Genomic DNA, 23,494 nt, shown 5'->3' with positions numbered 1-23,494 from the left:
TCAACCCCGATCAGCCATTTTAAGTTCATACCAAAGGTTTTTATTAAGGAGGAAAGAATGAAAGCAGTATCGATGTATAAACCTGGCGATTTGCGGGTGGAAGAAGTGCCCCGACCAATTGTGCAGCCTGATGAGGTGATGGTCAAGGTTTGGGCGGTTGGTCTGTGCGGATCGGATATTCCCCGGGCCCTGACCTATGGCGCCCATGTTTCGCCGATTATTATCGGCCATGAATTTTCCGGTGAAATCACGGAGCTGGGGGCGGATGTTAAAAGCTTCAAGGTTGGCGATCGGGTCGTGGTACCGCCACTGATTCCCTGTTTTGAATGTGAATGGTGCCAAAAAGGCATTTACTCCCTCTGCGAGCATTATGACTATTATGGCTCCCGCCGCAATGGTGCCCTGGCTGAGTATGTGGCCGTGAAAGAAGGCAATCTACTGAAAGTGCCAGATAATGTTTCCTATGAAGATGCCGCTACCCTCGATCCCTGTGCCAATGCTTATCACGGCTTGGCCCGGGCCAATTTTGCTCCGGGCGATTCGGTTTGTGTGGTGGGGACTGGACCGATCGGCTTGTTTGCCGCGCAATACGCCAAACTGGCGGGGGCAACCCAGGTGATTGCGGTGGATGTCTGGGATGAAAAACTGGAAATCGCTAAAAAAGTCGGCGCTGATGTCATCATCAACTCATTAAAAGAAGATGCGGTGGCCGCAGTCATGAAAGCTACCAATGGAAAAGGCGCCAACATTGTCATTGATTTTTCCGGGGTACCGACAGCCCAAAAACAATGTATTCTGATGGCCAGCAAAATGGGCCGGGTGGTTTACCTGGGGATCTCCCATAAAGGTTTGGATCTCAGTGAAAAAGAACTGGATACTTTAATGCGAAGCCAGCTGAGTCTGATCGGTTCCTGGAATTCGTTTACCAAACCCTATCCCGGTGAAGACTGGACCGAATCCTTAAAAATGTTTGCCGAAAAAGGTATGACAGCCAGAGACATTATCAGCCACCGTTTACCGCTTGATGAAGTGCCCAAGGTTTTTTCTGAAATAGCCAAAGGTGGCTATTTCTACAATAAAATAATGTTTTATCCATGGGGGGAAAATTAAATGAACACTGAAACGTATTTTATGGGTGTTGACACTGGAACACAGAGTGTCAGAGTTGTTGTGACGGATAAAAAAGGAACAGTTATTGCCGGTGATGAACAGGTTTATGAAACTTTTTATCCACAAGCTGGTTGGGCCGAACAGAAACCGGGGGACTGGTGGCGCTGTTTTAATGAAGCGGTTAAAAACGTAATGTCGTCGCTGTCAAAAGAAATCCGCCACCAGATTCAGGCGGTCAGTGTCTGCTCCACTTCATCAACGGTTATTCCGGTGGATCAACAAGGCAACCCGTTAACTGATGCAATTATGTGGATGGATACCCGGGCCAAAAAAGAAATGAACGTTATCAATGCGACCAAACACCCGGTTTTAGCATACTCTGGCGGCGAAGACTCAGTGGAATGGATGATCCCCAAGGTTCTGTGGATCAAAAACAATCAAAAAGATATCTATGCAAAAAGCCATAAAATCATTGAACAGCTGGACTGGATGAACTATCAGCTGTGCGGCGTCTATGCGACCTCGATCTGTAACTCAACCTGTAAATGGAATTATATTGAGTGTGAAGGCGGCTGGAATGGCGAATTCTTCAAACAGGTAGGACTGGAAGATTATGCTGAAAAACTGGTGCTGGATGTTAAGCATGTGGGTGAATTAGTCGGTACCATCAACCGTTCCTTTGCCGATCAGTACGATATCAACCCGGACATGAAGGTGGTTCAGGGCGGGATCGACGCTCATATCGGAATGCTTGGTTTAGGCGTAGCTAAAGAAGGTAAACTGGCGATGATCATGGGAACCAGCTTTGTCCAGCTGGCCTTCTCGGAAAAGAAACTGAATCTCAACGGGATCTGGGGCCCTTACAACAACGCCATCGTACCTGACCAGTGGTTACTGGAAGGCGGTCAGATTTCGGCCGGCTCAATCATCAAATGGTTTATGCGGGAATTTGAGATGAGCGCTCACGAAAACCCCTATGCCTATATGAACGAACTGGTAGCCAAAATCCCGGCTGGCTCCGAAGGCCTGGTAGCCCTTGATTTCTTTCAGGGCAATCGGACCCCTTACAAAGATGCCAATGCCAAAGGGGTGATCTACGGCTTAACCCTGAGCCATACCAAAGCTCATATTTACCGGGCGCTGCTGGAATCGGTAGCGCTGGGCACCAAGAATATCATTGACAACTTTGAAGCGCAGGGCTGTCCCATCAACATCATTGTCGGCTGTGGCGGGGTCACCAAAGACGCCACCTGGATGCAGATCATCGCCGATGTTACCGGCAAGCCCATTGTGGTTACTGAAGACGCCAGCGCCAGTGTGCTGGGTTGTGCCATTGTTGCGGCGGTTGGTTCCGGTGCTTACGAGTCCTTTGATGCCGCAACGACCGGCATGGTCAAAGAAGCCTATTCGGTTCAGCCCAATAAAGACCTCTATGCAACCTATCAGGGCGTCTTTGACACCTATACCGAAATCTATGAAAACCTCAAAGACACCATGGCCAAATAAGACACCATTGATTGACGAAAATTAGGAGAATGAATATGACAAATAAGGAAATTTTAAGCCATATTGACCACACCCTGTTAAAACAATTTGCCACCTGGGAAGAGATTAAGGTGATCTGCGACGATGCCATCACCTATCAAACGGCATCAGTGTGCATTCCGCCGTCCTATGTTAAAAAGATTAAAGAAACCTATGGCGAGCAGCTGAATATTTGCACTGTGATTGGTTTTCCGCTCGGCTACAATACCACGGCGGTCAAAGTTTTTGAAGCGGTTGATGCGGTTAAAAACGGCGCCTCAGAAATTGATATGGTCATTAATATCGCCGCCCTGAAAAACAAAGACTATGACCTGGTCCAAAATGAAATTGCCGAAATTAAACAGGCCATTGGCGACAAGATCCTCAAGGTGATTGTCGAAACCTGCTTCCTGACCGAGGATGAGAAGGTCAAGGTCTGTGAGCTGGTGACCAATGCCAAAGCCGACTACATCAAAACCTCCACTGGGTTTGGAACCGCCGGGGCAACCATCACAGACATCCGTTTATTTAAAGCCAACATCGGCCCAGACGTAAAGATGAAGGCCGCCGGCGGGGTAAAATCCGTGGATGATCTGATCGCCTTTATCAACGAAGGCTGTGCCCGCATCGGCACCAGCTCCGCTGTTAAACTATTAAAAGGCGAAGCCGTCAGCGGTTACTAAGCCGAATAAAGCCATTCAAAAAGCATCCAACGCTTTTTGGATGCTTCAGACTATCAAAAAAGATAACCCAGTACCGACAATTGTTACATCATGTTGTACGCATCGGAGCGGACACGGCATCGCCTGTCCGATTCCGCGGCGAACAACAGATTAACAATTGGTCGGTACGGTATTTTATCGACAACAAAAGCATCCAGACAAACTGTTTGGATGCTTTTGTTGTATTGGGAATGATCACCAGAACCTAGGTACTTAAATCCCGGCGGTTAAAGGCCACAAAGGTCAAAACGAAAAAGACCAGCGAGACAACCAGTAAAATGGCAGCAGAATTGAAGGATAGCTGATCATTAATCATCAGGGTGGCGCCTTCAAAATACTTAAAGGGAGTGAAGATTGCAAGAAAGTCCAGCTTGTCATATAAATCCACTGCCACCGATAAGATGAAAAACCCCATCACCAGCCCGGAGGCAGCGGCAGTCGCCCGCTTGGTGTTTTTTAAAACGGCACCAAACATAGATCCCAGCGCCAAAAAGAACAGTTGCAGGATAAAGAGTGCCAGCATTGTCAGGGATACTTTGTCGATCAGGCCGTTGCCATCGTTGTGCTGGGCAATGAAAAATACGGAAGCACAAAAAGTAACAATATTAAAAATTAGAATATTGATGAGCCCGGCCAACAACTTGGGCCAGATCACCTGAAACCGACGAACCGGTTTGGTATAGACAAAATCAGCACAGTGATCCCGTTCTTCCTTGGACACCGCCACCGCCCCGAACATTACCGCATGAACAGCGGCCAGTAGCATAAAGTAGAGAAAGAACACCGAATAAAAACCGGCGACTTTGGTAATATCCACCGAGCCGATCCCAAAAACGACCATGATTTCTTCGGGAAAGGCCGCAAACAGGGCGTTGACGTCCACTTGGGAATCGGCAAAACCCTGGTACTTCATCATTCCGGCAAAGATAATGAAAACCTGGGCACAACACCAGATGATCAGCGATTTAATATTGGCTTTCATTTCTTTTTTAAATACATTCATGGATAACGCCTCCTTTTAGGCTAGATCGACGGCAGATCTTTTCGGGCAAACAGTTTGAAGGTCAGAAAAGTAAAGAGGCCGACTAAAACAAACCATAACAGCAGGTACAATGAATCGTAATTCATATTCATGGAGATTTCAGTCAAATTGAAATAATCAAAGGGGGAGACCAGCCCCAGTTTGTCATCGTTTAAGGTTTCATTGAGCAGATGAATAATATAAAAAATAAAGACAACCCCCATACTGATGGGTAGAACGGTGCGGATCCGTCTTAAAAAAACCGACACAAACAGACCCAGGCTGGCAAAGAAAATCTGGATAAAGAGTAGGCTCAGGGTAAACAGGGTAAACAGCTTAAGGTTGTAGGCGGTGTCACTGAGCAGGGTAACCATGAGCAGGGAAGCTGTAAAAACAACAGCATTGGTAATCAGAATTTGAACCAGCACCGCCAGGATTTTCATGGCGACGACCCGGTTACGACTGACCGGTTTGACAAACAGAAAATCGCCAGTTTTTTCCCGGACTTCGGCGGAGAGGATCGAAACCCCCATATTCATGGCTTGGATGGCCCCTGCCAGCAAAACGTACATCAGGGCAAATTGATAAAAGCTTAAAATACTGGCAAGCTCCAGATCAGCCACCCCGAAAGCCTGTTGGAATTCAATCGGGAAGCTTTCAAAGACCCTTTGGAAGTCCTCCAGTTGACTGGCAATGGAAGGATAGAGCAACATAAAGAGGCTTAATACCCCAATTAGTGAGATGCACCAGATAATCAGGGTTTTTCGGCCCATTCGCAGTTCCTGTATTAAAATGTTCATGGTTGGGCCTCCTTTTCCTCCTTTTGGTAATAATGCATAAAAATTTCCTCAAGCGAAGGTTCTTCAACGAGCAGATTTAAAAGATACTGGCCCTGCAGGCGCTCAACCATCCGATTGATATCACCCTTAAATAAAAAATGCAGGCTGTTTTCATTGACCGTTAAATTCGTGACCCCTTCCAGATTAAAGTGTTGAACATCCATCACGCCTTTGTAGTCCAGGGTGAATTTTTTATAATTGTGTTTTTGCATATCCCGGATATTTTCAACCCGAACAATGGTGCCGTCTTTAATGATGGCCACCCGGCCACACAGCTTTTGTACTTCAGAAAGAATGTGCGAAGAAAATAAAACGGTGGCACCTTTTTTGTTTTCCGCCCGGATCAGTTCAAAAAACGTTTGCTGCATCAGGGGATCCAGACCGCCCGTTGGTTCGTCAAGAATGATCAGTCGGGGTTCATGGAGCAGGCCCTGAATAATGCCGACTTTCTTTTTATTGCCATAGGAGAGGTCATCAATGCGCTTATTTAAGTCAAGATTCATAACCTCCGCCAGGCTGGCAATCCGGCTAGTATCGACATTATCATAGAAGCTGGCCGAATAATTGAGTACCTCCTTGACCTTCATGTGTTCGTAATAAAAGACTTCCGAAGGCAGGTAGCCAATATCCCGGCGAATTTCGCTGCCGTATTTAATGCAGTCTTTGCCGAAAATGGTGGCTGAGCCACTGGTGGGATGGATCAGCGACAACAGCGCCCGGATGGTGGTGGATTTACCGGCGCCATTGGGACCGATAAAACCAAAGATCTCGCCTTCTTCCACAGAAAAGGATACGTTTTCAATGCCTCGATGTTTTCCATAATATTTTGTCAGTTGATTGATTTCAATTACATTCATGCAGATCCCCTTCTTTCAAATTCGATTCAAATAATTCGGTGTTCTCCAATTAATTTACCCGGATCAAGTAAAAATAAACAATGATTTAATGGGGATAAATGAGGGCGAAAAGAAAAAAATAATAACATGTCATGTTTGAGTGATTTTTCAAAGGGAATATATTAAAAGATAATAAAAAATATGGGAGGCCATCAAGATGAAAAAAGAAGAAACTCGAAACCTGATTCTGAATATATTTAACAATCGCTACACCTGCAAAGGTTATGATGCCAATAAAAAGGTCAGCGATGAAGATTTTGCTGTGATCATGGAGGCGGCCCGGCTCTCACCCAGCTCGATGGGGCTGGAACCCTGGAAATTTGTGCTGCTCAATAACCGGGAGCTTCGCGAAAAAATTAAACCCTTCGCCTGGGGCGCAGAAGTCAGTCTCGATGGCGCCAGCCACTTTGTCCTGATTCTGGCCAGAAAACCGGTTGATCTAAAGCCGGATTCTGACTATGTGGAGTACATTATGAACGATATCCAGCATTTCACTGACGACTTGCGAGCCGCCCGTAAAAATAAACTGAAGAGCTTTCAGGAGGATGATCTGAAAATCGCCGGAAACGATCGGGCTTTTTTTGACTGGGCCTGCAAGCAAACCTATATTCCACTGGCCAATATGCTGACGGCTGCCGCCATGCTGGGCGTAGATTCCACCCCGATGGAAGGATTTAATACCGAAAAGGTCGAAGTCGTGCTGGTGCAGGAGGGGATTCTCGATCCCGTCCACTTTGGATTATCCTGCATGATTGCCTTTGGGTATAAAAACCGGGATCATCGTCCGAAAACGAGAAGAAAAACTGAGGAAATTCTGGAAACAATTGAATAAACCCCATGAGTATTTGATTGAATTGAATTTGGAATATTGTGGTTAATAACAAGATTAAATAAAAATAGTGTTTTTTTTGATAAAAAAATAGGAATTAATTTAATTTTGTTATATAATAATGAAATCAATAGTAAAAAGAAAACCTTTACAAGTGAAAAAATGAGATTTTGATGCTTTATATAAGAGTCTGACATGAGTGGAAAAGGTTGGATGAGGAGATAAAAGAATGGAACCAGCAGCGGCAGATAGTCTATTGATTGTTGGACTTGTGATTGCAGTCGTGACGCTATTGCTATTATTCGTTCAAACAAAAAAAAAATTGACAGACAACAATGCGGAGACAAAAAGCATTAAGAACATCTGTGATGTATTCATGAATGGTCATGAAACAGCCATCTATTTGAAAGATGAGGATTTGAACTACGTCTTTTTGAATAAGGCTGCCGAGTCGCATTTTTTGAAGTTGGTGCCGGAGCGCATTAACCAGATCGATCCGTCCCTTGAGGCAGAAGCTTTTGAGTCGTCGATTCTTGTGACTGATCGGCAGGTTATCGAAACTAAAAAAACAATTGAGTATGAAGAAAAACACAAAAACCGTATTTTCAAAGTCAAGAAATTTCCCGTGGAATTAGAAAATGACCGGATTGGGGTCGGCGCTTTTATTCGAGAAATCACCGATGAAGAAAAATTGATAAAAAAACAGGAGCGGGTGCTCTTTCGAAACAAGATTCTGGTGAATGTTTTAAGCAAGAAGTTCAGGAATGATCAGAAGCAGCTGGACTATGTCTTGCATGAAGTCCTGAAACTGACCGATAGCAATAGCGGTTTTATCTGTTTTTATGATGAAAAGAAACGGCAATTTACCCTCAAAGCCTGGTCTAAAGGCCTAATTAAAGGGGCGGATATGATGCGCCTTAAGCAGAGCTACCAACTGGAGGAAGTCGGGCTGTGGGGAGATGCGGTACGTCAGCGCAAGCCGGTCATCTTAAATAACCAAGTCGACAAATTAGCATCAGAATGCGGACTTCCGGGGGGATCGACGATTACCGGCAATTTTATCGCCGTTCCCATTTTTATTGATGAAAAAATCACAGCGGTGGTGGGCTTCGCCGGTAAAGTTGACGTATATGGCGATAATGATGTGTATGAAATAACCGTATTAATGAACGGGGTCTTAACGAATGTGGAGCGGCGAAATATCCAGAATAAACTGTTTGCCGAACGCAGTAAATACTTCCAGACCCTGATTTCCATAGGCGATGGGGTCATGGTGGTGGATCCCCAGGGCAAGATCGAAATGCTCAATAAGGTGGCCCAGCAACTGACCGGTTGGACCAATGAAGAGGCAAAAGGGCGGCATTATCGGGAGGTTTTTGTTTTATCCCATGAAGACAGTCGCCAGGAAATTGCAGATCCCATCGTTGCAGCGATGGCGACGGATCAGACCCAGGAACTTAAAAATCATGCCGTTTTAACAGCCAAGGATGGATCGGTCTTTCACCTGGAGGACAGTGCGGCGCCGATTAAAAATGAAAAGGGTGAAACGGTGGGGATTGTGCTTGTTTTTCGGGACGTTTCCGAGAAAAAGGAGCAACGTAAAGAGATTGAATATCTGAGCTTTCACGATGCCCTGACCGGGCTTTATAACCGTCGTTTTCTGGAAGAAGAGTTATTGCGGCTGGATACCGAAAGAAATCTGCCGATTTCGATTATCATGGGGGATGTCAACGGCTTAAAACTGACCAATGATATTTTCGGCCATGCCCACGGGGACGTTTTTCTGAAGAAAATAGCCGATGTGATGCGCCGAGTCTGCCGGTCTGATGACATCATTGCCCGCTGGGGCGGCGATGAATTTGTGATCCTGCTGCCAAAAACCACCATTGAACAGGCAAAACAGATTAAAAAGCGGATTAAAACCGAGTTTGCCCAGGATGGCGTCAAGCTCATCCGGGGGAATATCTCTCTCGGTTGTGCGGCTAAAACTGCGATGAACCAGAGTATTATGGAATGCCTGGAATTCGCTGAAGAACGAATGTATGCCATCAAGGTGCTGGAACGGGATGATTTTAAGAGCTCAACCCTGGATTCCATCGTCACCAGCCTGCAAAGTGATTGTCCCCAGGAAGAGGAACATGCCCAGCGGGTTAGTCAATGGTGTCATGATCTGGGAGTGTCAATGGAACTGCCCCATGTTAAAATCAGACGGCTGAAACTGGCCGGTTATTTTCATGATATCGGCAAGATTGTCTTACATAAAGACTTGCTGGTTGAGAACAGTAACCACAGCGAAGAAGAATTAACTGAAATCAGGAAGCATCCGATTATGGGATATCGGATTCTCAATGCTTTTGATGATACCATGTCCCTGGCCGATGCGGTGCTGCATCATCACGAACGATGGGATGGGTCTGGTTATCCCAAGGGTTTAAAGGGTGAAGAAATTCCTTTTATTGCAAGAGTCGTTGCAGTGGCCAGTTATTATGATCGCCTGACCTTGGCCCAGAAAGAAGCCAGCCTGGGATTAGAGGGAAATCCGCTTAGCCAGCTGGAGCAATTGGAAGGGCATTTTGACCCGGAAATTAAACGGGAATTTGTTAACATGATCAGAAATCTTCCCAACTAGGAGCTCGCAGTCAGAACATCAACAAGCCATCTGGATCAAAAGATCCGGATGGCTTTTTTCAGGTGCTGTTTTTGGGGCTGCAGCAGTTTAGAGGATCACACTAAACCGGGCCCAACTGCCGACTTCGCTGCTTACTTTAATTTTGCCCTGATGCTCGCAAACAATCGCTTTGGCAATGGCCAGCCCCAGGCCATAGCCGCCGGTAGCCTTTGAACGGGATTCATCGTAGCGGTAGAAGCGCTCAAAAATCTTATCCCGCTGATCGTAAGGAATTCCGGCACCGGTATTAAATACCTCAAGATGGATTTTATCACCAATGCGCTTAAGAGTGAGCTCAATTTCCCCATCATCATTGGTATGTTTAATGGCATTGTCAATCAGGATGGCGGCAACCTGCTTGATCTGATTGGCATCACCCCGATAGGTGATCCCGTTCTCAATATCAAGGGCATAGTTTTTATGCGCCTCAAAGGCAATGCTCTCGAAACTTAAGGCAATGCTTTTTATGGCTTGGCTCAAATCAAAGGTTGAGGTAACCCCGAGCGTTTTGTCGGCGTCCAGCCGGGCCAGCGTGAGCAGGTCGTTGACCAGGGTATTCATCCGGTCGGTTTCAGATTGGATATAGCCAAGATGTCGATTTGTTCCGATGTCTCCGGCTAAAACATCGGCGTTGACGCTGATAACGGAGAGGGGTGTTTTGAGTTCATGACTGGCATCCGAAATAAATCGCTTCTGTTTTTCAAAGGCGTCGGCCACGGGTTTAACCATCAGGTTGGCCAGAAAAAGCGAGACAAAGAAGAGCACCAGCAGGGTGATACTGCCAATGATCAGGGAGGTGGTTAGCAGCCGATCCGCCATCGCATTGGAAATTCGTTGATCGACAAAAACCAGCAGTTGTCCATAGGGTTTGTCAACAACCAGATAGCGGTAACCGTTAAGGGCGCCGGAAACTTTGTTTTTTGCGAGCATCTGATTTGCCAGATCCAGAACCTCCTGAGATACCTGGCTGGTATCGCTGCTGCCATTGATGGTGAAGAGGTTAGTCGCTGCATTAACCTTAACCGAGTAGGTTTTTTCCCGCTCAAAAATATCTGGTGGCAGGGGATTAGCCGCCCCTGGAGTTCCAGGAGTAGCCGGAGGAATGACCCCATCATTATCGGCCAGTGCTGATAACAGAGAAATACTCTGGCGTTCACTGGACTGGTAGTTGAAATAGTTGATGGAACCGAGAATCAGGGCAAAAACCAGCGATAGGATAATCATAATCGTTGCCACAAAGCGGCGTTTCAGGTTTCTGATCATCATGCTTACCCTTGTACCGACAACTCCAGATAATAACCGATCCCCCGGTTAACCTTAATCTGGACCTGAGATCCCACAAAACTGATCTTTTTTCGCAGAAACGAAATATAGACCTCCACATTATTATACTCAGCTTCGCTGTCAAAGCCCCAAACCTTCTCAATCAGCTGTTCCTTGGAAATGATCTGGCGGGAATGGATCATCAGGGTTTCCAACAGCAAAAATTCCTTCAAACCCAGTTTTACCGTCGTATTGCCACAGCAAAGCTCCCGGGTTTTTTGTCGTAAGGTCAGATCGCCCCAGCCCGGATCATTCGTCACCACCTCACCTTTGCGTCGGGTCACCGCCCGGATTCGGGCCAGCAGTTCCCCGGTTTGAAAGGGCTTGGTGAGATAGTCATCCGCCCCCCGATCCAATCCGGCAATTTTATCGTTCAGCTCGGCTCGGGCCGTCAGCATCAGCACCGGAGTTTCAATTTTAGCCTTGCGCAGCTCCTGTAAAACCGCCAGGCCGTCTTTACGGGGCAGCATAATATCCAGAATAATCAGATCATAAATCCCGGTCAGGGCATTATCCAGACCACTTTCGCCATCCATGCAAATATCCACGCCATAATTTTCTTTGGTAAAAATTGCTCTCAGGGCTTCGACCAGTCCCCATTCATCTTCCACCAGTAATAGCCGCATGCTAAAAACACCTCCTCGTCCCAATCGCTATTTTTTATTATAGCATCTTTAATTGAATGAAGCTTGAACTCCAGCTTAAGAGATTCTTGCTTCAATCTTTATTCAAGCTAGCCTCACTATCATAGGTTTTGTTAAGAACGTGTTAAATCACAAAAGGAGGTACGACATGCAATTTCGGCATGAACACAAACATTATATTAATTATCTGGATTACCTGGTTCTGCGCAGGCAGCTAAAAGCCGTGATGCAGCCCGACGTCAATACCGATGAAGCAGGCGAATACCAGATTCGCAGTTTGTATTTTGATAATTATCGGGACGTGGCGTTGCAGGATAAGATCAGTGGGATCAACCATCGGGAAAAATTCAGAATCCGCTGTTATAACAAAGACTTTGCCTTTATCAATCTGGAAAAAAAGAGCAAGATCAATGGCCTTTGTGCCAAGATCAAGGCCAATATTACCAGGGAGCAGGTTGAAGCGATTCTGGCCCATGATACCGACTGGATGGCTACAAGTTCAGAACCCCTGGTGGTGGAGCTCTATTCCAAAATGAAGTCGGGCCAGCTAAGGCCCAAAACCATTGTTGACTATAAACGGGAGGCCTTTGTTTATCGACCCGGAAACGTCCGGGTTACGATTGACCGGGACATCCGCACCGGTCTTTTCAGCACGGATCTGTTTAATCCCGACTTACCCACCGTTTGTGCCGGGGATCAGCAGCTGCTGCTGGAAGTGAAGTATGATAACTTTATTCCCGCCGTGATTGCCGATATCATCCAGCTGGATGGCCGAAGACAAACGGCTTTTTCAAAATACGCAGCCAGCCGGATTTACAGCTAATTTTTTGTTTAACAAATTCAATTACGCAAATCAACAAGGAGATCTAAATGAGTTTTAACGATATTTTTAAGTCAAATTTTCTGGACAATGTCACATCGGTATCGATGATCGATATCGCCATGGCCATGATTCTGGCCTTTGGGATTGGCGTATTTGTCCATCTGGTTCATAAAAAAACCTATAAGGGGGTGATGTATTCATCCGGCTTTGGAGTTACCTTAATTGCCCTTTGCATGATCACCACCTTTGTGATGCTGGCGATTACCAGCAACGTGGTACTGTCCTTGGGGATGGTTGGGGCGCTTTCGATTGTCCGGTTTAGAACGGCGGTCAAAGAACCCTTGGACATCGCCTTTGTGTTCTGGTCGATTGCTGCCGGGATTGTCCTCTCAGCCGGGATGATTCCCCTGGCGATTCTCGGTTCGGTATTGATCGGGATCATTCTGCTGGTGTTTGTTAACCGCAAACCCAATGAGATACCCTATATTATCGTGGTTAACTGTAGCGATCGGGAAGCTGAAGCAGAAGTGAAAAAATTCATCGATGCCAGTGTTACCAAAAGCATTATCAAAAATAAAACAGTTTCCCGGGAGGGTATCGAACTGAACATCGAGGTGCGACTCAAAAATGATAACACCGACTTTATTAACCAGGTGGTTGAGTTGAAAAATGTTAATCATGCCGTCCTGGTCAGCTATAATGGCGAATTTATGAATTAAGCGAGGTGACCCGATTGGCCGATCACAAAAATATTGAACGGATTTGCATCATCATTGGCATCATCACCCTGATGTTCGGACTGGTTTTCGCCTATTTTGGCGAAAGCCTGGGGATCACCGTCAGTGGCAGTACGGACTTGAGTTATGCAACGACATTATTTGACGACAGCATGGTTCATACCATCGACATTGAGATTGCTGAATCGGATTGGAACAATCTGCAGGAGAATGCCGCCGATGAAGAATATCAGCTTTGTACCATTACCGTTGATGGCGAAACCCTTGACAATGTGGCGATTCGGCCCAAGGGCAATTCATCGCTTACCAGCGTGGTCTCGTCGGATTCGGAGCGCTATAGCTTCAAGATTGACTTTGACAAATACAGTGACGGTTTAACCTATCATGGTTTGGATAAGCTCAATTTAAACAATATCATTTCGGACAATACTTATTTAAAAGAATACCTCAGTTATGACATGATGGCTTATATGGGAGTAGCGGCACCGCTAGCGAGCTTTGCAAAAGTGTCGGTAAATGGTGAATATTTTGGTCTCTACCTGGCCGTGGAAGGGGTGGAAGAAGCCTTTGCCCAGCGCAATTACGGTTCGGATTATGGCAATATCTATAAACCCGACAGCATGCAAATTGGGGGTGACAAAGAAATGGGCGATGGTGAAAAGCCCGATATGAGCCAGATGCCGGAACGGCCGCAGGGAACCGCTGACAGTCAGACAACGACCGACCAAAACGGTGCTTCCCAAACTGCTGATGGGTTTCAACCACAAAACATCGGTACACCTCCGGAAATGAACAGCGAGACGACCGGTCAGCCCGATCAAACGGCCGCCAATGCTGGTCAGTTTCCGGACATCGGCCAAATGGGAATGGGCGTTAACTCGGGAAATGATGTGGCACTAATCTATTCCGATGATGAACTCTCCAGCTACGAAAATATCTGGGAAGGGGCCGTTTTTGATGTCACCACCAGCGATAAAGAACGACTGATTGATTCCATTAAACAGCTTAATGCCGGGGAAAATCTGGAAACGGTGGTGGATGTGGAAGCGGTGCTTAAATATTTTGTGGTGCATAATTTCGTCGACAATTTTGACAGCTACACTGGCAGCATGAAACATAACTATTATTTACGGGAAGATCAGGGCCAATTATCAATGATTGCCTGGGATTATAATCTGGCTTTTAGCAATTTCAGTGGTGGCGGCATGGGTGGCGGGACAACAACAACGGCTACCAGCACCGATGAAGCAACAACCCTGGTGAACAATCCCATTGATACCCCGGTATCGGGAACCACCATGGACGAGCGACCGCTACTGGGTGTCTTGCTTTCCAATGAAGCGTATTTAGAACAATATCATCAGTATTTTCAGGAATTTATTTCCGGCTATTTTGAGAGTGGTCAATGTACCGAGACCATCGATCAGGCTACGGCTCTGATATCGGATTATGTAAAAGACGATCCGACGGCCTTCTGTACTTATGAAGAGTATCAGGCCGGGGTTGCTGTACTTGAGCAATTTTGTACCCTCCGGGCCGAAAGCATCAGCGGCCAGCTGGACGGAACCATTCCGGCGACCACCGAGGGACAGGCTGCTCAGCCAACGGCGCTGCTCGATGCCAGCAGTCTTGACATTGCGGCCATGGGCAGCGGTATGGGTGGTGGTATGGACCGGGAAATGACAGCACCGACTATGCAAGGGACCGATCAAACGGCCAATGCCGATGCTACCAGTGAGCAGTCAGCAACGGCTCTGCAGTCCGCCAAAGGGCAACCGCCAAACCGACCCGATGCGGATACGACCACGGCGGCAACCAATACGCAATCAACGGCAGAGAGCGATTTGGCTGCTGGTGAAAATCAGACCGGGAATGGGCAAACCGAGTCAGAAAATGCAACAAATCAGCCAGAGGAGCGCACCAGGCCCAGTGATACCACGGCAAGCACGATGGATCTCCCATCCCTGATGCTTCTGGGAGGCTCCTGTCTGGTACTGCTGTTGGGGATTCTGGTGGCAAAGCGTTATAAACGATAAAAAACAGCTTTGCTAAACCAACAAAGCGATAAGTTAAAAGCGGCGGGTGCCAGTAGGTAACCGCCGTTTATAAAATAATTGGCGCAATGAAGCGGTTGGTTTAGAAAAAAAGGGGTTTTACAAAGAAAAGATTGACTTTTAGGGTCAATTACCGTATAATCAACAAGCATGAAAAAATTGAATAATTTTTTTGTTCTACCTGAGGAGAGATGTCTGAGTGGTCGAAGGAGCACGCCTGGAAAGCGTGTGTACGTGAAAGCGTACCGAGGGTTCGAATCCCTCTCTCTCCGCCATTTGAAATTAATAAAGAAATCGAATAATACAGCCGTTTGTGGCTGTTTTTTTATACTCTTTGCAGGGTTGACCCCTAAGGTTACCCCAAAGAGATTTTTTGACCCCTAAAGACTCTTGATTAATGCGTCCATTCTTTCAAAACTTTAGGCTCATTGGCTAGCCTCTTTTTATAGGATGTTTACCGCCATTTTTAGAAAGATTGAGTTCAAACGGCGGTTTAAGACGCATGCGTTTTTCCTTTATGGGCACAATCGTCAAAGTCATTCCTAACGGTTCCAAAATTTTCAGGACTGTTGTTAATTTGGGATCGGTAGAACCTCTTTCCATTCTGGCAATCACTGGCTGTCTGACACCACTTAATTCTTCAAGCTTTTTCTGGCTAATCCCTTTATCATGGCGTGCTTTAATGATTTCACCCATGAGAGCAACCCTTAAATCTGATTCCAGAATTTCTTCAGGTGTAAAAATTTCTTTTCTGACATCGGTCCAGCTACTACCAATTGCTTTATTATTCATTATTTTCACCACTTTCTTTTAAGAATGCCAATTCTCGTTTGGCTTGTTCGATTTCTCGTTTAGGGGTCTTTTGTGATTTCTTTATAAATTGGTGTAGCAATACATAACTACCATCTACCCAGGCGACGAAGAAGATTCTATTTCTTAAGGGCCTGATCTCCCAAATTTCGCCCTCTAAATGCTTGATGTATGGCTCGCCGATCTTTGTACCGTATTTACTGAGCATTTGGATGTAATCATTGATCTTATTGAGATTAACACGGCTGTCCTTATCGTTTTTTTTGCTTAATTCTCTGATAAAATCCAATACTGGCTCATTGCCTTTTGGGTCTTTATAAAAAAGTATTTTGTGCAAACCTCACACCCCCTGTTTATATTATAATAACTCGCGAGTTATTGTTTGTCAATTGCTAATCACGGTCTGTTTTAATTAATTTCATTCTTATGGAGTATTTCCTTTGGTAGTATAGTTGAAGTTGATCTCATAATCTTCAATATCAGGGTATTGAACTAAAAGGTTTTCTGATTCTATTAATGAAATAACGTCACCAGTGTCGAATTGACTAATAATCGGAATTTTTGGATTGCATATTTCAAAAAAGTTTACAAATACTTCCGCTTCACCATCGGACATTTTTGATGAAATTTCTTGACTAATCATGCCCTTGAATTGTCCTATCAGATGTGTCATATCAAATTCAGAAGGTACTTCAATATTGCCATCAAATTTTATAATAGTCCCACGATTCATTGTTTCTAAGGTATAATCAGATGATTGAGGTATAGTAAAATTCAGGGGATATCCATGATGCAAATTCAAAGGCAATGTCTGAATGGGCATAAGTTCCGCCGTATCTCCCGGGTTTGCTAGTTATGCCGATTGCATTAACGCTTCCGATCCATTTCTTGGGTGATATTGTAAAAGCATTTAATCCCGCCTGTCTTCTAAACCCCTCGAATTCGAGGGGTTTAAAATCTGGATTATGAAAAGATTCCCATAAACCAAGAAATTCAACAGTATCCCTATTTCTCATCCAATTGGCAATTACTGCAGTTGGATCATCACTTTTGTATATCGCAATATCGGTTAGGCTTAATTTTCATCATCAGTACCAAAACCGAGGATTCTTATTTCACGTCCATTTGCATTTATTTTCATTTGATTCTCCTTTGAAAATTCATACCTTTCTGGTCGAGCGTCTAGATTGCCCCTTTAGTGCGAATAAAGCCTGTCAGAATCCAGTAATAAGCCCATTACAATTTCGGTCGAACCCGGATTTGAATCAGGTTTTTGACATCGTCAAGAATCCGTTCCGAGGTAACCGGGATCATCAGCCAGCGGCCGCCGGCAGCAAAGGAGGTTCGTTTAAACAGGGCCTGAATTTCTGGGCTGGCCTGGGGAAGGTAGGCTTCCATTTCGTTAAGCTCTTTGTTTCCAATTACGACCAGGGCAATAAAATAGCCATCCATAGGGTAAAGAACACAAAGGGATTTGCTGCTTTTCCGGTACTTCAGATTCCAGCCGTGCTGGGCGGAGCAACGGCTGTAATTCATGACCGGTTGGATATGATAGGTGGTTTCAATAAAGCTTTGTAAATCAACCCAGAGCGGATTATTGACAAAACTGATCATCTCAGCCAGGGTTGGTTCATGGTCCTGTTCAAAAGATAGACTCCATTCCATGGGGAACCTCCAATATTTTCTGGCAATCGTAGCAGGAATAGGTGCAGAAGCAGGATGTCCAATCCGGTTTTTTCCCAATTACCGATAATTTTATATTTAGAATTTATCACCATGCCTCAGACAGGTCAAGTAAAACATAAAAATAGTGGTAAATTGTGATGGTGATTGGTACACTTATACTAAAGTCGAAAGGAATAAAGTAGCAATGATTAAAAAAGAAAATGTTAACTCCATTGATACCTATATTGGTCAATTCCCGGCAGAAATTCAGGAAATCCTTCAGGAGATCCGGCAAGTTATTAAAGAAGCGGCGCCCGAAGCGGAAGAAAAAATCAGTTATCAGATGCCGACTTTTTATCAGGGCGGCAATCTGGTTCATTTTGCGGCTTATAAAAACCATATCGGGTTTTATCCCGCCCCATCGGGTATCGAAAAATTCAAGCAAGAATTGTCAAAATATAAAGGTGCCAAAGGCTCGGTTCAATTTCCTCTCAATCAGCCAATCCCCTTTGATCTGATCCAAAAAATCGTTGCATTCAGAGTGGCAGAGAATCAGATACTTAGTGAAAATAAACAAAAGAAGCGTAAGACCGAAGCTGGAATCAAGAATAAAAATGTGAACGATGACCCTGAGCTTGGCAAGCAGGATGACCGTTGATTTACTGAATCATTATACAGAAGAAAGCAAACAGAATAAGATGATGAGCGTTGCAAAAAATGATTTAAATTTGGTCTATCTGGAAGAATTATCAAAGGTGTTTTAAGGTGGTAGGATAGTATGAAGAAAAGCATGAAAAAGGATTCCTTTTTCCAAATGGGGGAAATAAATATAAGAAAGATGCAGACACGAACAGGTATTAAGGGGTTAGTGATACTTCTGTTTCTGGTTAGCTCATTGTTGGTACTTTCGGGCTGTGCTGAAAATAAAGCAGTACTCGTTGGTAATTGGGAATTAGTGCCCAGTGAGGGGGATTTAAATGATACAGCAATGACGGGCTATGCTTTTAGCGAAAATGGGTCTGTCACTTTTTATAATGGTTATGATGGAAAACTGACGGTTTCGGAAGGTCAGTGGCAGATCGGTGGTATTAATAAAAACTATCTGGAGTTATTTTTAGATGACGTGGATACACCAAAGCGGAAGATCCGGTTTAAAGTAGAGGAGGAAACCTTATATCTTTTTTCAGATTCCGAAGAAGGTAAAACCACCTATGATAGCCGTTATCAAAAGACCGAGCAGTTTAGCTTTGAAAGTTTGATTGCAGCGGCAAAAAAACAAAAAGCAAAAGAACAACAGGATGCGCAATTGTTTTGCACCCTGTCACCGCAGGAAATCATCGAGCAGCTAAAAGCAATGGGACAACCGATTGGGCAAGTGGTGGTATATACCGATCCTGATTATGCAACGGGTTTATTAAAACAGCCAAATCTCCAATTAGCCCAGGCCGCCCGCTTTGAAGATACCTCCATTGAGCAGGTGGAAAATCAGATTGAACCCATCGGTGGATCGGTGGAAGTTTATCAGGACTATGCGGTAGCGAAACAGCGTTACGATTATTTAACGGTTTTTTCTGATGCAGCAGGAACGACCTATCAGATCGGCAATATCTTGTTGCGGCTGGATAATGCCTTGCAATCAGAAAAGCGGGCACCATATGAAGCCGCATTTTTGGAGATTGTAAAATAATTTGAGAAGCAGTGAGTAAAGGGCGCAGCAGTCGATAGCAGTATTCCTTTTTACAGGCGAAATTACAACCAGTTATAAAAAGCGAGGTGTAAAATATGTGTGGACGTTATATTCTTTATTCTGACAAAGAAGAAAAAGCGATTAAGGCGATTGTTGAAGAAGTCAATAAAAAATATCATGTAACCATTAAAAAAGGGGATATTTACCCAACCGATCTGGCCCCGGTTTATGTGTCCGGGCCGGATCAGCAGGGAATGGCGCTTAGGCTTCTTAAATGGGGGTATAATCGGCATTATCAAAAAAAGACGTTGTTGATTAATGCCCGTTCCGAAACGGTGCTGGAAAAAGCCGTTTTTCGGGATGATTTTCTAAAGCGTCGTTGTCTGATTCCGGCGGTGGGGTTTTATGAATGGAATGCGAAAAAAGAGAAATTCCGCTTTAGTGGTGCTGACGGGCTGATGTATCTTGGTGGCTTTTTTCATGGGCAGGAAGAGGGGCCTGATGAATTTCTGATTATGACAAAGCCACCGGTAAAACTGGTGGCGGAAGTTCATGACCGGATGCCAGTGGTGATTCCTACCAATCAGGCCAGGGGGTTTCTGGAATCCACGGAGACTGCGATTAAAATCATCAGCGAAAATCAGGTCGTCCTCAAAAGAGAGTTGATTCAGGGCGAGAAGCAGTATAGCTTCGTCGATCTGTTAGCCCATGATTTCCCGCCCCAAAATGATCATGATGTGGTTTAAGTAAAGAAACGGAGAACGAAATGGGTTGTTTAAATTAATAGTAGAGTAAGTGAACCACCACGACTAAAATTGATGAGATCAACCCGATTGATGCCTATATTTCTCAATTCCCGACAGCAGCATTGATTGTTTTTAAATATCCAATTCGGGCGGGATGTCTATTTCATCCGAGACATATTTCCCGTTTTTTTTCCGTTGCCGTACGCATTCGGATAAGAGGTATTCGATTTGGCCATTAACGGATCGAAAATCATCCTCGGCCCAGGCGGCGATGGCATCATAAAGTTTTGGGGAAAGTCGGAGGGGGATCTGTTTTTTTTTGTTATCGGCCATGATCCTAATAAAGACTGCCTGAATTTATAATCGGCTGGGCATCATGATTACCGCACAAAACGACTAAGAGGTTTGACACCATGGCGGCTTTCCGTTCTTCATCAAGCACCACCACTTCATTTTCATTCAGACGGGCCAAAGCCATTTCCACCATTCCGACAGCACCATCAACAATCATTTTACGGGCATCAATAATGGCTGAGGCCTGTTGTCTTTGCAGCATGACGGCGGCAATTTCGGGGGCATAGGCTAGGAAGGTGATGCGGGCATCCACCACTTCAATCCCGGCTTCATCGACCCGACTCTGAATTTCTTCTTTGATTCGTTTAGCCACGGTTTCACTGGAACCGCGCAGGCTGCCCTCGTCGGCAATCCCGTCGCCGGTGGTATCGACATTGGTGGTCACATCGTAGGGATAAAGTCGCACAATGTTTCGCAGGGCAGAGTCGCACTGCAGGGATAAGTATTCTTTGTAATTGTCAACATTAAAGACAGCCTTGGCGGTGTCGGTAATGCGCCAGGTAACGGCAATGCCGATATCGATGGGGTTACCAAGACAATCATTGATTTTCTGGCGACTATTATTAAGGGTCATAATTTTTAAGGAAATTTTACGTGAGGCGGGTTCGGCCGTTGCCGCATCTTTATCCCCCTTCACATCACCGCTTTGGATTAAACGGGTTTTGGCTGCCGGATTAACGGCGCTACAGAATGGATTGACAAAATAAAATCCCGGTTCTCGGATGGTACCGACATAATGACCAAAAAGGGTCAGCACCAGAGCTTCCTGAGGTTTAAGTACTTTCAGCCCCGGCCAGAGCAGCCAGGTGGTGCAAAGCAAAATAAGACAAATAACAATCACAATGCCACTACCGTCAGTGGCAATTGTGGCGATAAGACCGACAAGGGCTGCGGCATAAATGAGCAGCGAGATCAGGAATACCAGCATACCATGCTTTTTGCCATGGAGAATTTTCTCGTCCATAATAAATACCTTCTTTCAATATGATATCAAAATAATATCATAACGATATTTATTAAGCAATCTTTTTTTGAGAAAAGAGACGCCCTGAGAAAAGAAATTGGCGTAGCGATTAAGAAAAATTATTGTTTCGACAGCGATATTATGAGATGATGAGACATAAATTATAAAGAAAAAACAAGCAATTTCGGCAATGAAAGAATTTTTTAAGCTAGGATACGAGGAGAAAAAGCGTGAAGTTTATATCATGGAATATTGATTCATTAAATGCGGCATTAACCGGAGAGTCACCCCGGGCGCAATTATCGCAGCAGGTATTGGAAAGGATCGCCACACATCAGCCCCAGGTGATTGCCATTCAGGAAACAAAACTGTCGGATAAGGGGCCAACGAAAAGACACTTTGAAATTCTGAGTGACCGGTTCTCAGATTATGAAATCGTCTGGAGCAGTTCCGTCCAACCAGCCCGTAAGGGCTATGCCGGAACCATGTTTTTATACCAGAAAGATCTGACCCCAGCTGTTACAAGGCCAGTCATTGGCGCACCAGGTACCATGGATGCAGAGGGTCGGATCATCACCCTGGAATTTGATGATTTTTATCTGACCCAGGTTTATACCCCAAACGCTGGAGATGGCTTGAATCGTCTGGCTGATCGTCAAATCTGGGACCAGAAGTACGCCGATTATTTGGCTGCTCTGGATCAGAAAAAACCGGTCATTGCGACCGGTGATTTTAATGTCGCCCATCAGGAAATCGATTTGGCCCATCCGGAAAATAACCGCCGCTCCGCTGGCTTTACCGATGAGGAACGGCAGGGTTTCAGCCAGCTCCTGGCCAGAGGTTTTACCGATAGCTTTCGTTTTTTGCATGGCGATGTGACCGGCGTTTATTCCTGGTGGGCGCAACGGGTTAAGACCAGCAAAGTCAACAATTCGGGCTGGCGGATTGATTACTGGTTGGTCAGTGATCGGATTGCTAACCGCATTGTCAAATCGGAAATGATTGATTCAGGGCCACGACAGGATCACACACCATTACTGTTTGAACTGGACTAGTTTTTAGTGATTCAGGGTTTTACGGTAGCGGCTTAGGCGACAAATAGGTCATTTGGGCATTTGTCAGAAAGGGCAACGGTTGTCAGCGGACACCAGTCGATACGAACAAGGGTGAAAGCGATGCTGCTGCTAATAAAAAAGTTCTGGTTGCTTGGGAGCTTTGAAATTAGTGTGAAGCCGGTTAGCAGCGTCATGAACCGGCCCCGGCTTAATTGATCGGGCTTGGGTGGGACATTTTTTAATACAGGCGCAGCAGGTGATGCATTTTTTATGATCAATCTGACGGCTATCCTGGGGATTAATGGCAGCGGTGGGACAGATGCTTGAGCAGCGTTGACAGTTGTTACAGGCAGGGCTGACAGCGATAAAATCAACATCCCAAAGGGTCGTTTCGCCACGATAGGGTATCTGGCCCGGGGGCGAGATCAGGCAATTGCGGTCAGGGTTTGGGTGTGTAAGCAGCTTATCCTTAATTTTTCGACCAAAGCTTTCGGCCAGCGCCAGATCACTTGGATTGGGTCGGTCGGCGGCAATGGGTGTTTCGGAACTTGAAAAAGAGTGTTCGCCAATAAAAGCTCCGGCGGCAATGGGCAGACAACCATTGCCGATGATGATGTCCCGCAGTTCCAGCAAGGCATCATCATAGACGCGATTGCCATAGACTACCACACAAATCGTCGGCGTGTTTGTGGCATGAAGCGTTTTTAACCAGGGGCCAATCACTTCCGGGACACGCCCCATGTAAACGGGGACGCCGATGAGCAGGATGTCATCAGTGGCGAGTAGAAGGGGTTGGCTCCGTTGTTTCGGTCGGGTGATATCGATCGTGATCAAATCGCCGGGATTAAAACCTTGGGCAATGGCATTCAGAATAGCTTCGGTGGTACCGGTCGGTGAAAAACTGACCAGTTTAAGGGTTTGGTAGTTCATGATTTGCCTCCAATAATAACTTTTTAATCAGAATACAATAAATGCGATCATGTTACCAGAAGAGTGATTATACTAGTATCAATACTAACGGGA

24 protein-coding genes, 1 tRNA gene and 1 pseudogene are annotated in these 23,494 nt (G+C 45.4%); 13 read left to right on the top strand and 13 right to left on the bottom strand.

The features are described 5' to 3' along the window. Nucleotides 1-57 precede the first annotated feature (57 nt). From ACWI_RS12370 to deoC, 3 genes are read left to right on the top strand one after another with little or no spacing between them, the layout of a single operon-like run. Nucleotides 58-1,110 carry a galactitol-1-phosphate 5-dehydrogenase gene (locus ACWI_RS12370; protein WP_070371742.1) on the top strand — a complete coding sequence of 351 codons (1,053 nt, stop codon included), beginning with the start codon at nt 58-60 and terminating at the stop codon, nt 1,108-1,110. Further along, the gene (locus ACWI_RS12365; RefSeq protein WP_070371741.1) at nt 1,111-2,616 is read left to right on the top strand and encodes an FGGY-family carbohydrate kinase; all 1,506 of its coding nucleotides are present in this window, start codon (nt 1,111-1,113) and stop codon (nt 2,614-2,616) included. It begins immediately after the preceding gene. Nucleotides 2,617-2,651: 35 nt separating this feature from the next. Continuing rightward, complete coding sequence (deoC, locus tag ACWI_RS12360; protein ID WP_070371740.1) at nt 2,652-3,317, top strand: deoxyribose-phosphate aldolase; 666 nt, start codon at nt 2,652-2,654, stop codon at nt 3,315-3,317. 244 nt (nt 3,318-3,561) lie between these two features. Here deoC and ACWI_RS12355 read toward each other — a convergent pair whose 3' ends face one another. Genes ACWI_RS12355 through ACWI_RS12345 form a run of 3 tightly spaced genes read right to left on the bottom strand, consistent with a single transcriptional unit; the run spans nt 3,562 to nt 6,073 of the window. Further along, nucleotides 3,562-4,359 (bottom strand): ABC transporter permease subunit, encoded by a 798-nt coding sequence (locus ACWI_RS12355; protein ID WP_070371739.1) that lies wholly within the window; start codon nt 4,357-4,359, stop codon nt 3,562-3,564. Between the two features lie 20 nt (nt 4,360-4,379). Further along, complete coding sequence (locus tag ACWI_RS12350) at nt 4,380-5,177, bottom strand: ABC transporter permease subunit (protein WP_070371738.1); 798 nt, start codon at nt 5,175-5,177, stop codon at nt 4,380-4,382. Then, entirely contained in the window at nt 5,174-6,073 is a 900-nt protein-coding gene (locus ACWI_RS12345; protein ID WP_070371737.1) for an ABC transporter ATP-binding protein, read from the bottom strand. The genes ACWI_RS12350 and ACWI_RS12345 overlap by 4 nt, the downstream gene beginning before the upstream one ends. Nucleotides 6,074-6,269: 196 nt before the next feature. On the opposite strand from ACWI_RS12345, the gene ACWI_RS12340 reads away from it, so the two are divergent. Both ACWI_RS12340 and ACWI_RS12335 read left to right on the top strand, forming a co-directional pair. Then, nucleotides 6,270-6,944 carry an NAD(P)H-dependent oxidoreductase gene (locus ACWI_RS12340; protein ID WP_070371736.1) on the top strand — a complete coding sequence of 225 codons (675 nt, stop codon included), beginning with the start codon at nt 6,270-6,272 and terminating at the stop codon, nt 6,942-6,944. A 226-nt stretch (nt 6,945-7,170) separates the two neighbouring features. Then, nucleotides 7,171-9,570 (top strand): diguanylate cyclase, encoded by a 2,400-nt coding sequence (locus tag ACWI_RS12335; RefSeq protein WP_070371735.1) that lies wholly within the window; start codon nt 7,171-7,173, stop codon nt 9,568-9,570. Nucleotides 9,571-9,657: 87 nt separating this feature from the next. Here the strand turns inward: ACWI_RS12335 and ACWI_RS12330 are convergent, their stop codons facing one another. After that, nucleotides 9,658-10,875, bottom strand: coding sequence for a sensor histidine kinase (locus ACWI_RS12330; RefSeq protein WP_070371734.1), 1,218 nt, complete (start codon nt 10,873-10,875; stop codon nt 9,658-9,660). A gap of 2 nt (nt 10,876-10,877) precedes the next feature. After that, nucleotides 10,878-11,558: a response regulator transcription factor gene (locus ACWI_RS12325; RefSeq protein WP_070371733.1), complete on the bottom strand. Its 681-nt coding sequence runs from the start codon at nt 11,556-11,558 to the stop codon at nt 10,878-10,880. A 166-nt stretch (nt 11,559-11,724) separates the two neighbouring features. On the opposite strand from ACWI_RS12325, the gene ACWI_RS12320 reads away from it, so the two are divergent. The 4 genes from ACWI_RS12320 to ACWI_RS12305 all read left to right on the top strand — a co-directional run bounded on the left by ACWI_RS12320 (nt 11,725) and on the right by ACWI_RS12305 (nt 15,465). Next, nucleotides 11,725-12,399 (top strand): polyphosphate polymerase domain-containing protein, encoded by a 675-nt coding sequence (locus ACWI_RS12320; protein WP_070371732.1) that lies wholly within the window; start codon nt 11,725-11,727, stop codon nt 12,397-12,399. 47 nt (nt 12,400-12,446) lie between these two features. Next, nucleotides 12,447-13,118, top strand: coding sequence for a DUF4956 domain-containing protein (locus ACWI_RS12315; RefSeq protein WP_070371731.1), 672 nt, complete (start codon nt 12,447-12,449; stop codon nt 13,116-13,118). Between the two features lie 14 nt (nt 13,119-13,132). Beyond that, nucleotides 13,133-15,172, top strand: coding sequence for a CotH kinase family protein (locus ACWI_RS12310; protein WP_070371730.1), 2,040 nt, complete (start codon nt 13,133-13,135; stop codon nt 15,170-15,172). Between the two features lie 203 nt (nt 15,173-15,375). Continuing rightward, nucleotides 15,376-15,465, top strand: a tRNA-Ser gene (locus ACWI_RS12305). A 157-nt stretch (nt 15,466-15,622) separates the two neighbouring features. On the opposite strand, the gene ACWI_RS12300 is transcribed toward ACWI_RS12305, so the two are convergent. The 5 genes from ACWI_RS12300 to ACWI_RS12285 all read right to left on the bottom strand — a co-directional run bounded on the left by ACWI_RS12300 (nt 15,623) and on the right by ACWI_RS12285 (nt 17,665). Next, entirely contained in the window at nt 15,623-15,982 is a 360-nt protein-coding gene (locus ACWI_RS12300; protein ID WP_084633667.1) for a helix-turn-helix domain-containing protein, read from the bottom strand. Next, entirely contained in the window at nt 15,975-16,337 is a 363-nt protein-coding gene (locus ACWI_RS12295) for a type II toxin-antitoxin system RelE/ParE family toxin (protein WP_070371729.1), read from the bottom strand. Before ACWI_RS12295 ends, ACWI_RS12300 begins: the two co-directional genes overlap by 8 nt. Before the next feature lie 87 nt (nt 16,338-16,424). Next, a complete protein-coding gene (locus ACWI_RS12290) occupies nt 16,425-16,823 on the bottom strand; it encodes a hypothetical protein (RefSeq protein ID WP_070371728.1) in 399 nt (132 codons plus the stop codon). Next, nucleotides 16,750-17,016 carry a KilA-N domain-containing protein gene (locus tag ACWI_RS18535; protein WP_479714950.1) on the bottom strand — a complete coding sequence of 89 codons (267 nt, stop codon included), beginning with the start codon at nt 17,014-17,016 and terminating at the stop codon, nt 16,750-16,752. Before ACWI_RS18535 ends, ACWI_RS12290 begins: the two co-directional genes overlap by 74 nt. Before the next feature lie 220 nt (nt 17,017-17,236). Further along, nucleotides 17,237-17,665 (bottom strand): DUF3788 domain-containing protein, encoded by a 429-nt coding sequence (locus ACWI_RS12285; RefSeq protein ID WP_070371727.1) that lies wholly within the window; start codon nt 17,663-17,665, stop codon nt 17,237-17,239. Nucleotides 17,666-17,870: 205 nt separating this feature from the next. Here ACWI_RS12285 and ACWI_RS12280 point away from each other — a divergent pair. The 3 genes and pseudogenes from ACWI_RS12280 to ACWI_RS12270 form a co-directional block, all read left to right on the top strand. Next, a pseudogene (locus tag ACWI_RS12280) lies at nt 17,871-18,251 on the top strand (iron chaperone); the annotation flags it as partial. A 192-nt stretch (nt 18,252-18,443) separates the two neighbouring features. Further along, complete coding sequence (locus ACWI_RS12275) at nt 18,444-19,352, top strand: hypothetical protein (protein WP_070371726.1); 909 nt, start codon at nt 18,444-18,446, stop codon at nt 19,350-19,352. 95 nt (nt 19,353-19,447) lie between these two features. Continuing rightward, nucleotides 19,448-20,098, top strand: coding sequence for an SOS response-associated peptidase (locus ACWI_RS12270; protein ID WP_070371725.1), 651 nt, complete (start codon nt 19,448-19,450; stop codon nt 20,096-20,098). Nucleotides 20,099-20,230: 132 nt separating this feature from the next. Here ACWI_RS12270 and ACWI_RS12265 read toward each other — a convergent pair whose 3' ends face one another. Together ACWI_RS12265 and ACWI_RS12260 are read right to left on the bottom strand one after the other, a co-directional pair. Beyond that, nucleotides 20,231-20,431: a type II toxin-antitoxin system antitoxin gene (locus ACWI_RS12265; protein WP_070371724.1), complete on the bottom strand. Its 201-nt coding sequence runs from the start codon at nt 20,429-20,431 to the stop codon at nt 20,231-20,233. A 4-nt stretch (nt 20,432-20,435) separates the two neighbouring features. Further along, a complete protein-coding gene (locus ACWI_RS12260; RefSeq protein ID WP_070371723.1) occupies nt 20,436-21,416 on the bottom strand; it encodes an SPFH domain-containing protein in 981 nt (326 codons plus the stop codon). 230 nt (nt 21,417-21,646) lie between these two features. Between ACWI_RS12260 and ACWI_RS12255 the strand changes: the two genes are divergently transcribed. Continuing rightward, a complete protein-coding gene (locus tag ACWI_RS12255; RefSeq protein ID WP_070371722.1) occupies nt 21,647-22,471 on the top strand; it encodes an exodeoxyribonuclease III in 825 nt (274 codons plus the stop codon). A 129-nt stretch (nt 22,472-22,600) separates the two neighbouring features. Here ACWI_RS12255 and ACWI_RS12250 read toward each other — a convergent pair whose 3' ends face one another. Continuing rightward, nucleotides 22,601-23,401 (bottom strand): 4Fe-4S binding protein, encoded by an 801-nt coding sequence (locus tag ACWI_RS12250; protein ID WP_070371721.1) that lies wholly within the window; start codon nt 23,399-23,401, stop codon nt 22,601-22,603. Nucleotides 23,402-23,494: the final 93 nt, after the last annotated feature.

Origin of the sequence: Acetobacterium wieringae, assembly GCF_001766835.1 — a bacterium.
Taxonomy (GTDB): Bacteria; Bacillota; Clostridia; order Eubacteriales; family Eubacteriaceae; genus Acetobacterium; species Acetobacterium wieringae.
Note: the sequence above shows the minus strand (reverse complement) of the source record. Positions and strands in the feature narration are given on the sequence as shown.

What these genes read in the sequence shown, in the direction of transcription:
- ACWI_RS12330 (WP_070371734.1), bottom strand. Translation starts at nt 10,875, where the DNA reads ATGATGATCAGAAACCTGAAACGCCGCTTTGTGGCAACGATTATGATT.
- ACWI_RS18535 (WP_479714950.1), bottom strand. Translation starts at nt 17,016, where the DNA reads ATGAGAAATAGGGATACTGTTGAATTTCTTGGTTTATGGGAATCTTTT.
- ACWI_RS12300 (WP_084633667.1), bottom strand. Translation starts at nt 15,982, where the DNA reads ATGAATAATAAAGCAATTGGTAGTAGCTGGACCGATGTCAGAAAAGAA.
- ACWI_RS12285 (WP_070371727.1), bottom strand. Translation starts at nt 17,665, where the DNA reads ATGGAATGGAGTCTATCTTTTGAACAGGACCATGAACCAACCCTGGCT.
- ACWI_RS12290 (WP_070371728.1), bottom strand. Translation starts at nt 16,823, where the DNA reads ATGCCCATTCAGACATTGCCTTTGAATTTGCATCATGGATATCCCCTG.
- ACWI_RS12350 (WP_070371738.1), bottom strand. Translation starts at nt 5,177, where the DNA reads ATGAACATTTTAATACAGGAACTGCGAATGGGCCGAAAAACCCTGATT.
- ACWI_RS12325 (WP_070371733.1), bottom strand. Translation starts at nt 11,558, where the DNA reads ATGCGGCTATTACTGGTGGAAGATGAATGGGGACTGGTCGAAGCCCTG.
- ACWI_RS12365 (WP_070371741.1), top strand. Translation starts at nt 1,111, where the DNA reads ATGAACACTGAAACGTATTTTATGGGTGTTGACACTGGAACACAGAGT.
- ACWI_RS12335 (WP_070371735.1), top strand. Translation starts at nt 7,171, where the DNA reads ATGGAACCAGCAGCGGCAGATAGTCTATTGATTGTTGGACTTGTGATT.
- ACWI_RS12355 (WP_070371739.1), bottom strand. Translation starts at nt 4,359, where the DNA reads ATGAATGTATTTAAAAAAGAAATGAAAGCCAATATTAAATCGCTGATC.
- ACWI_RS12340 (WP_070371736.1), top strand. Translation starts at nt 6,270, where the DNA reads ATGAAAAAAGAAGAAACTCGAAACCTGATTCTGAATATATTTAACAAT.
- ACWI_RS12250 (WP_070371721.1), bottom strand. Translation starts at nt 23,401, where the DNA reads ATGAACTACCAAACCCTTAAACTGGTCAGTTTTTCACCGACCGGTACC.
- ACWI_RS12260 (WP_070371723.1), bottom strand. Translation starts at nt 21,416, where the DNA reads ATGGACGAGAAAATTCTCCATGGCAAAAAGCATGGTATGCTGGTATTC.
- ACWI_RS12270 (WP_070371725.1), top strand. Translation starts at nt 19,448, where the DNA reads ATGTGTGGACGTTATATTCTTTATTCTGACAAAGAAGAAAAAGCGATT.
- ACWI_RS12345 (WP_070371737.1), bottom strand. Translation starts at nt 6,073, where the DNA reads ATGAATGTAATTGAAATCAATCAACTGACAAAATATTATGGAAAACAT.
- ACWI_RS12320 (WP_070371732.1), top strand. Translation starts at nt 11,725, where the DNA reads ATGCAATTTCGGCATGAACACAAACATTATATTAATTATCTGGATTAC.
- ACWI_RS12370 (WP_070371742.1), top strand. Translation starts at nt 58, where the DNA reads ATGAAAGCAGTATCGATGTATAAACCTGGCGATTTGCGGGTGGAAGAA.
- ACWI_RS12265 (WP_070371724.1), bottom strand. Translation starts at nt 20,431, where the DNA reads ATGGCCGATAACAAAAAAAAACAGATCCCCCTCCGACTTTCCCCAAAA.
- ACWI_RS12275 (WP_070371726.1), top strand. Translation starts at nt 18,444, where the DNA reads ATGAAGAAAAGCATGAAAAAGGATTCCTTTTTCCAAATGGGGGAAATA.
- deoC (WP_070371740.1), top strand. Translation starts at nt 2,652, where the DNA reads ATGACAAATAAGGAAATTTTAAGCCATATTGACCACACCCTGTTAAAA.
- ACWI_RS12315 (WP_070371731.1), top strand. Translation starts at nt 12,447, where the DNA reads ATGAGTTTTAACGATATTTTTAAGTCAAATTTTCTGGACAATGTCACA.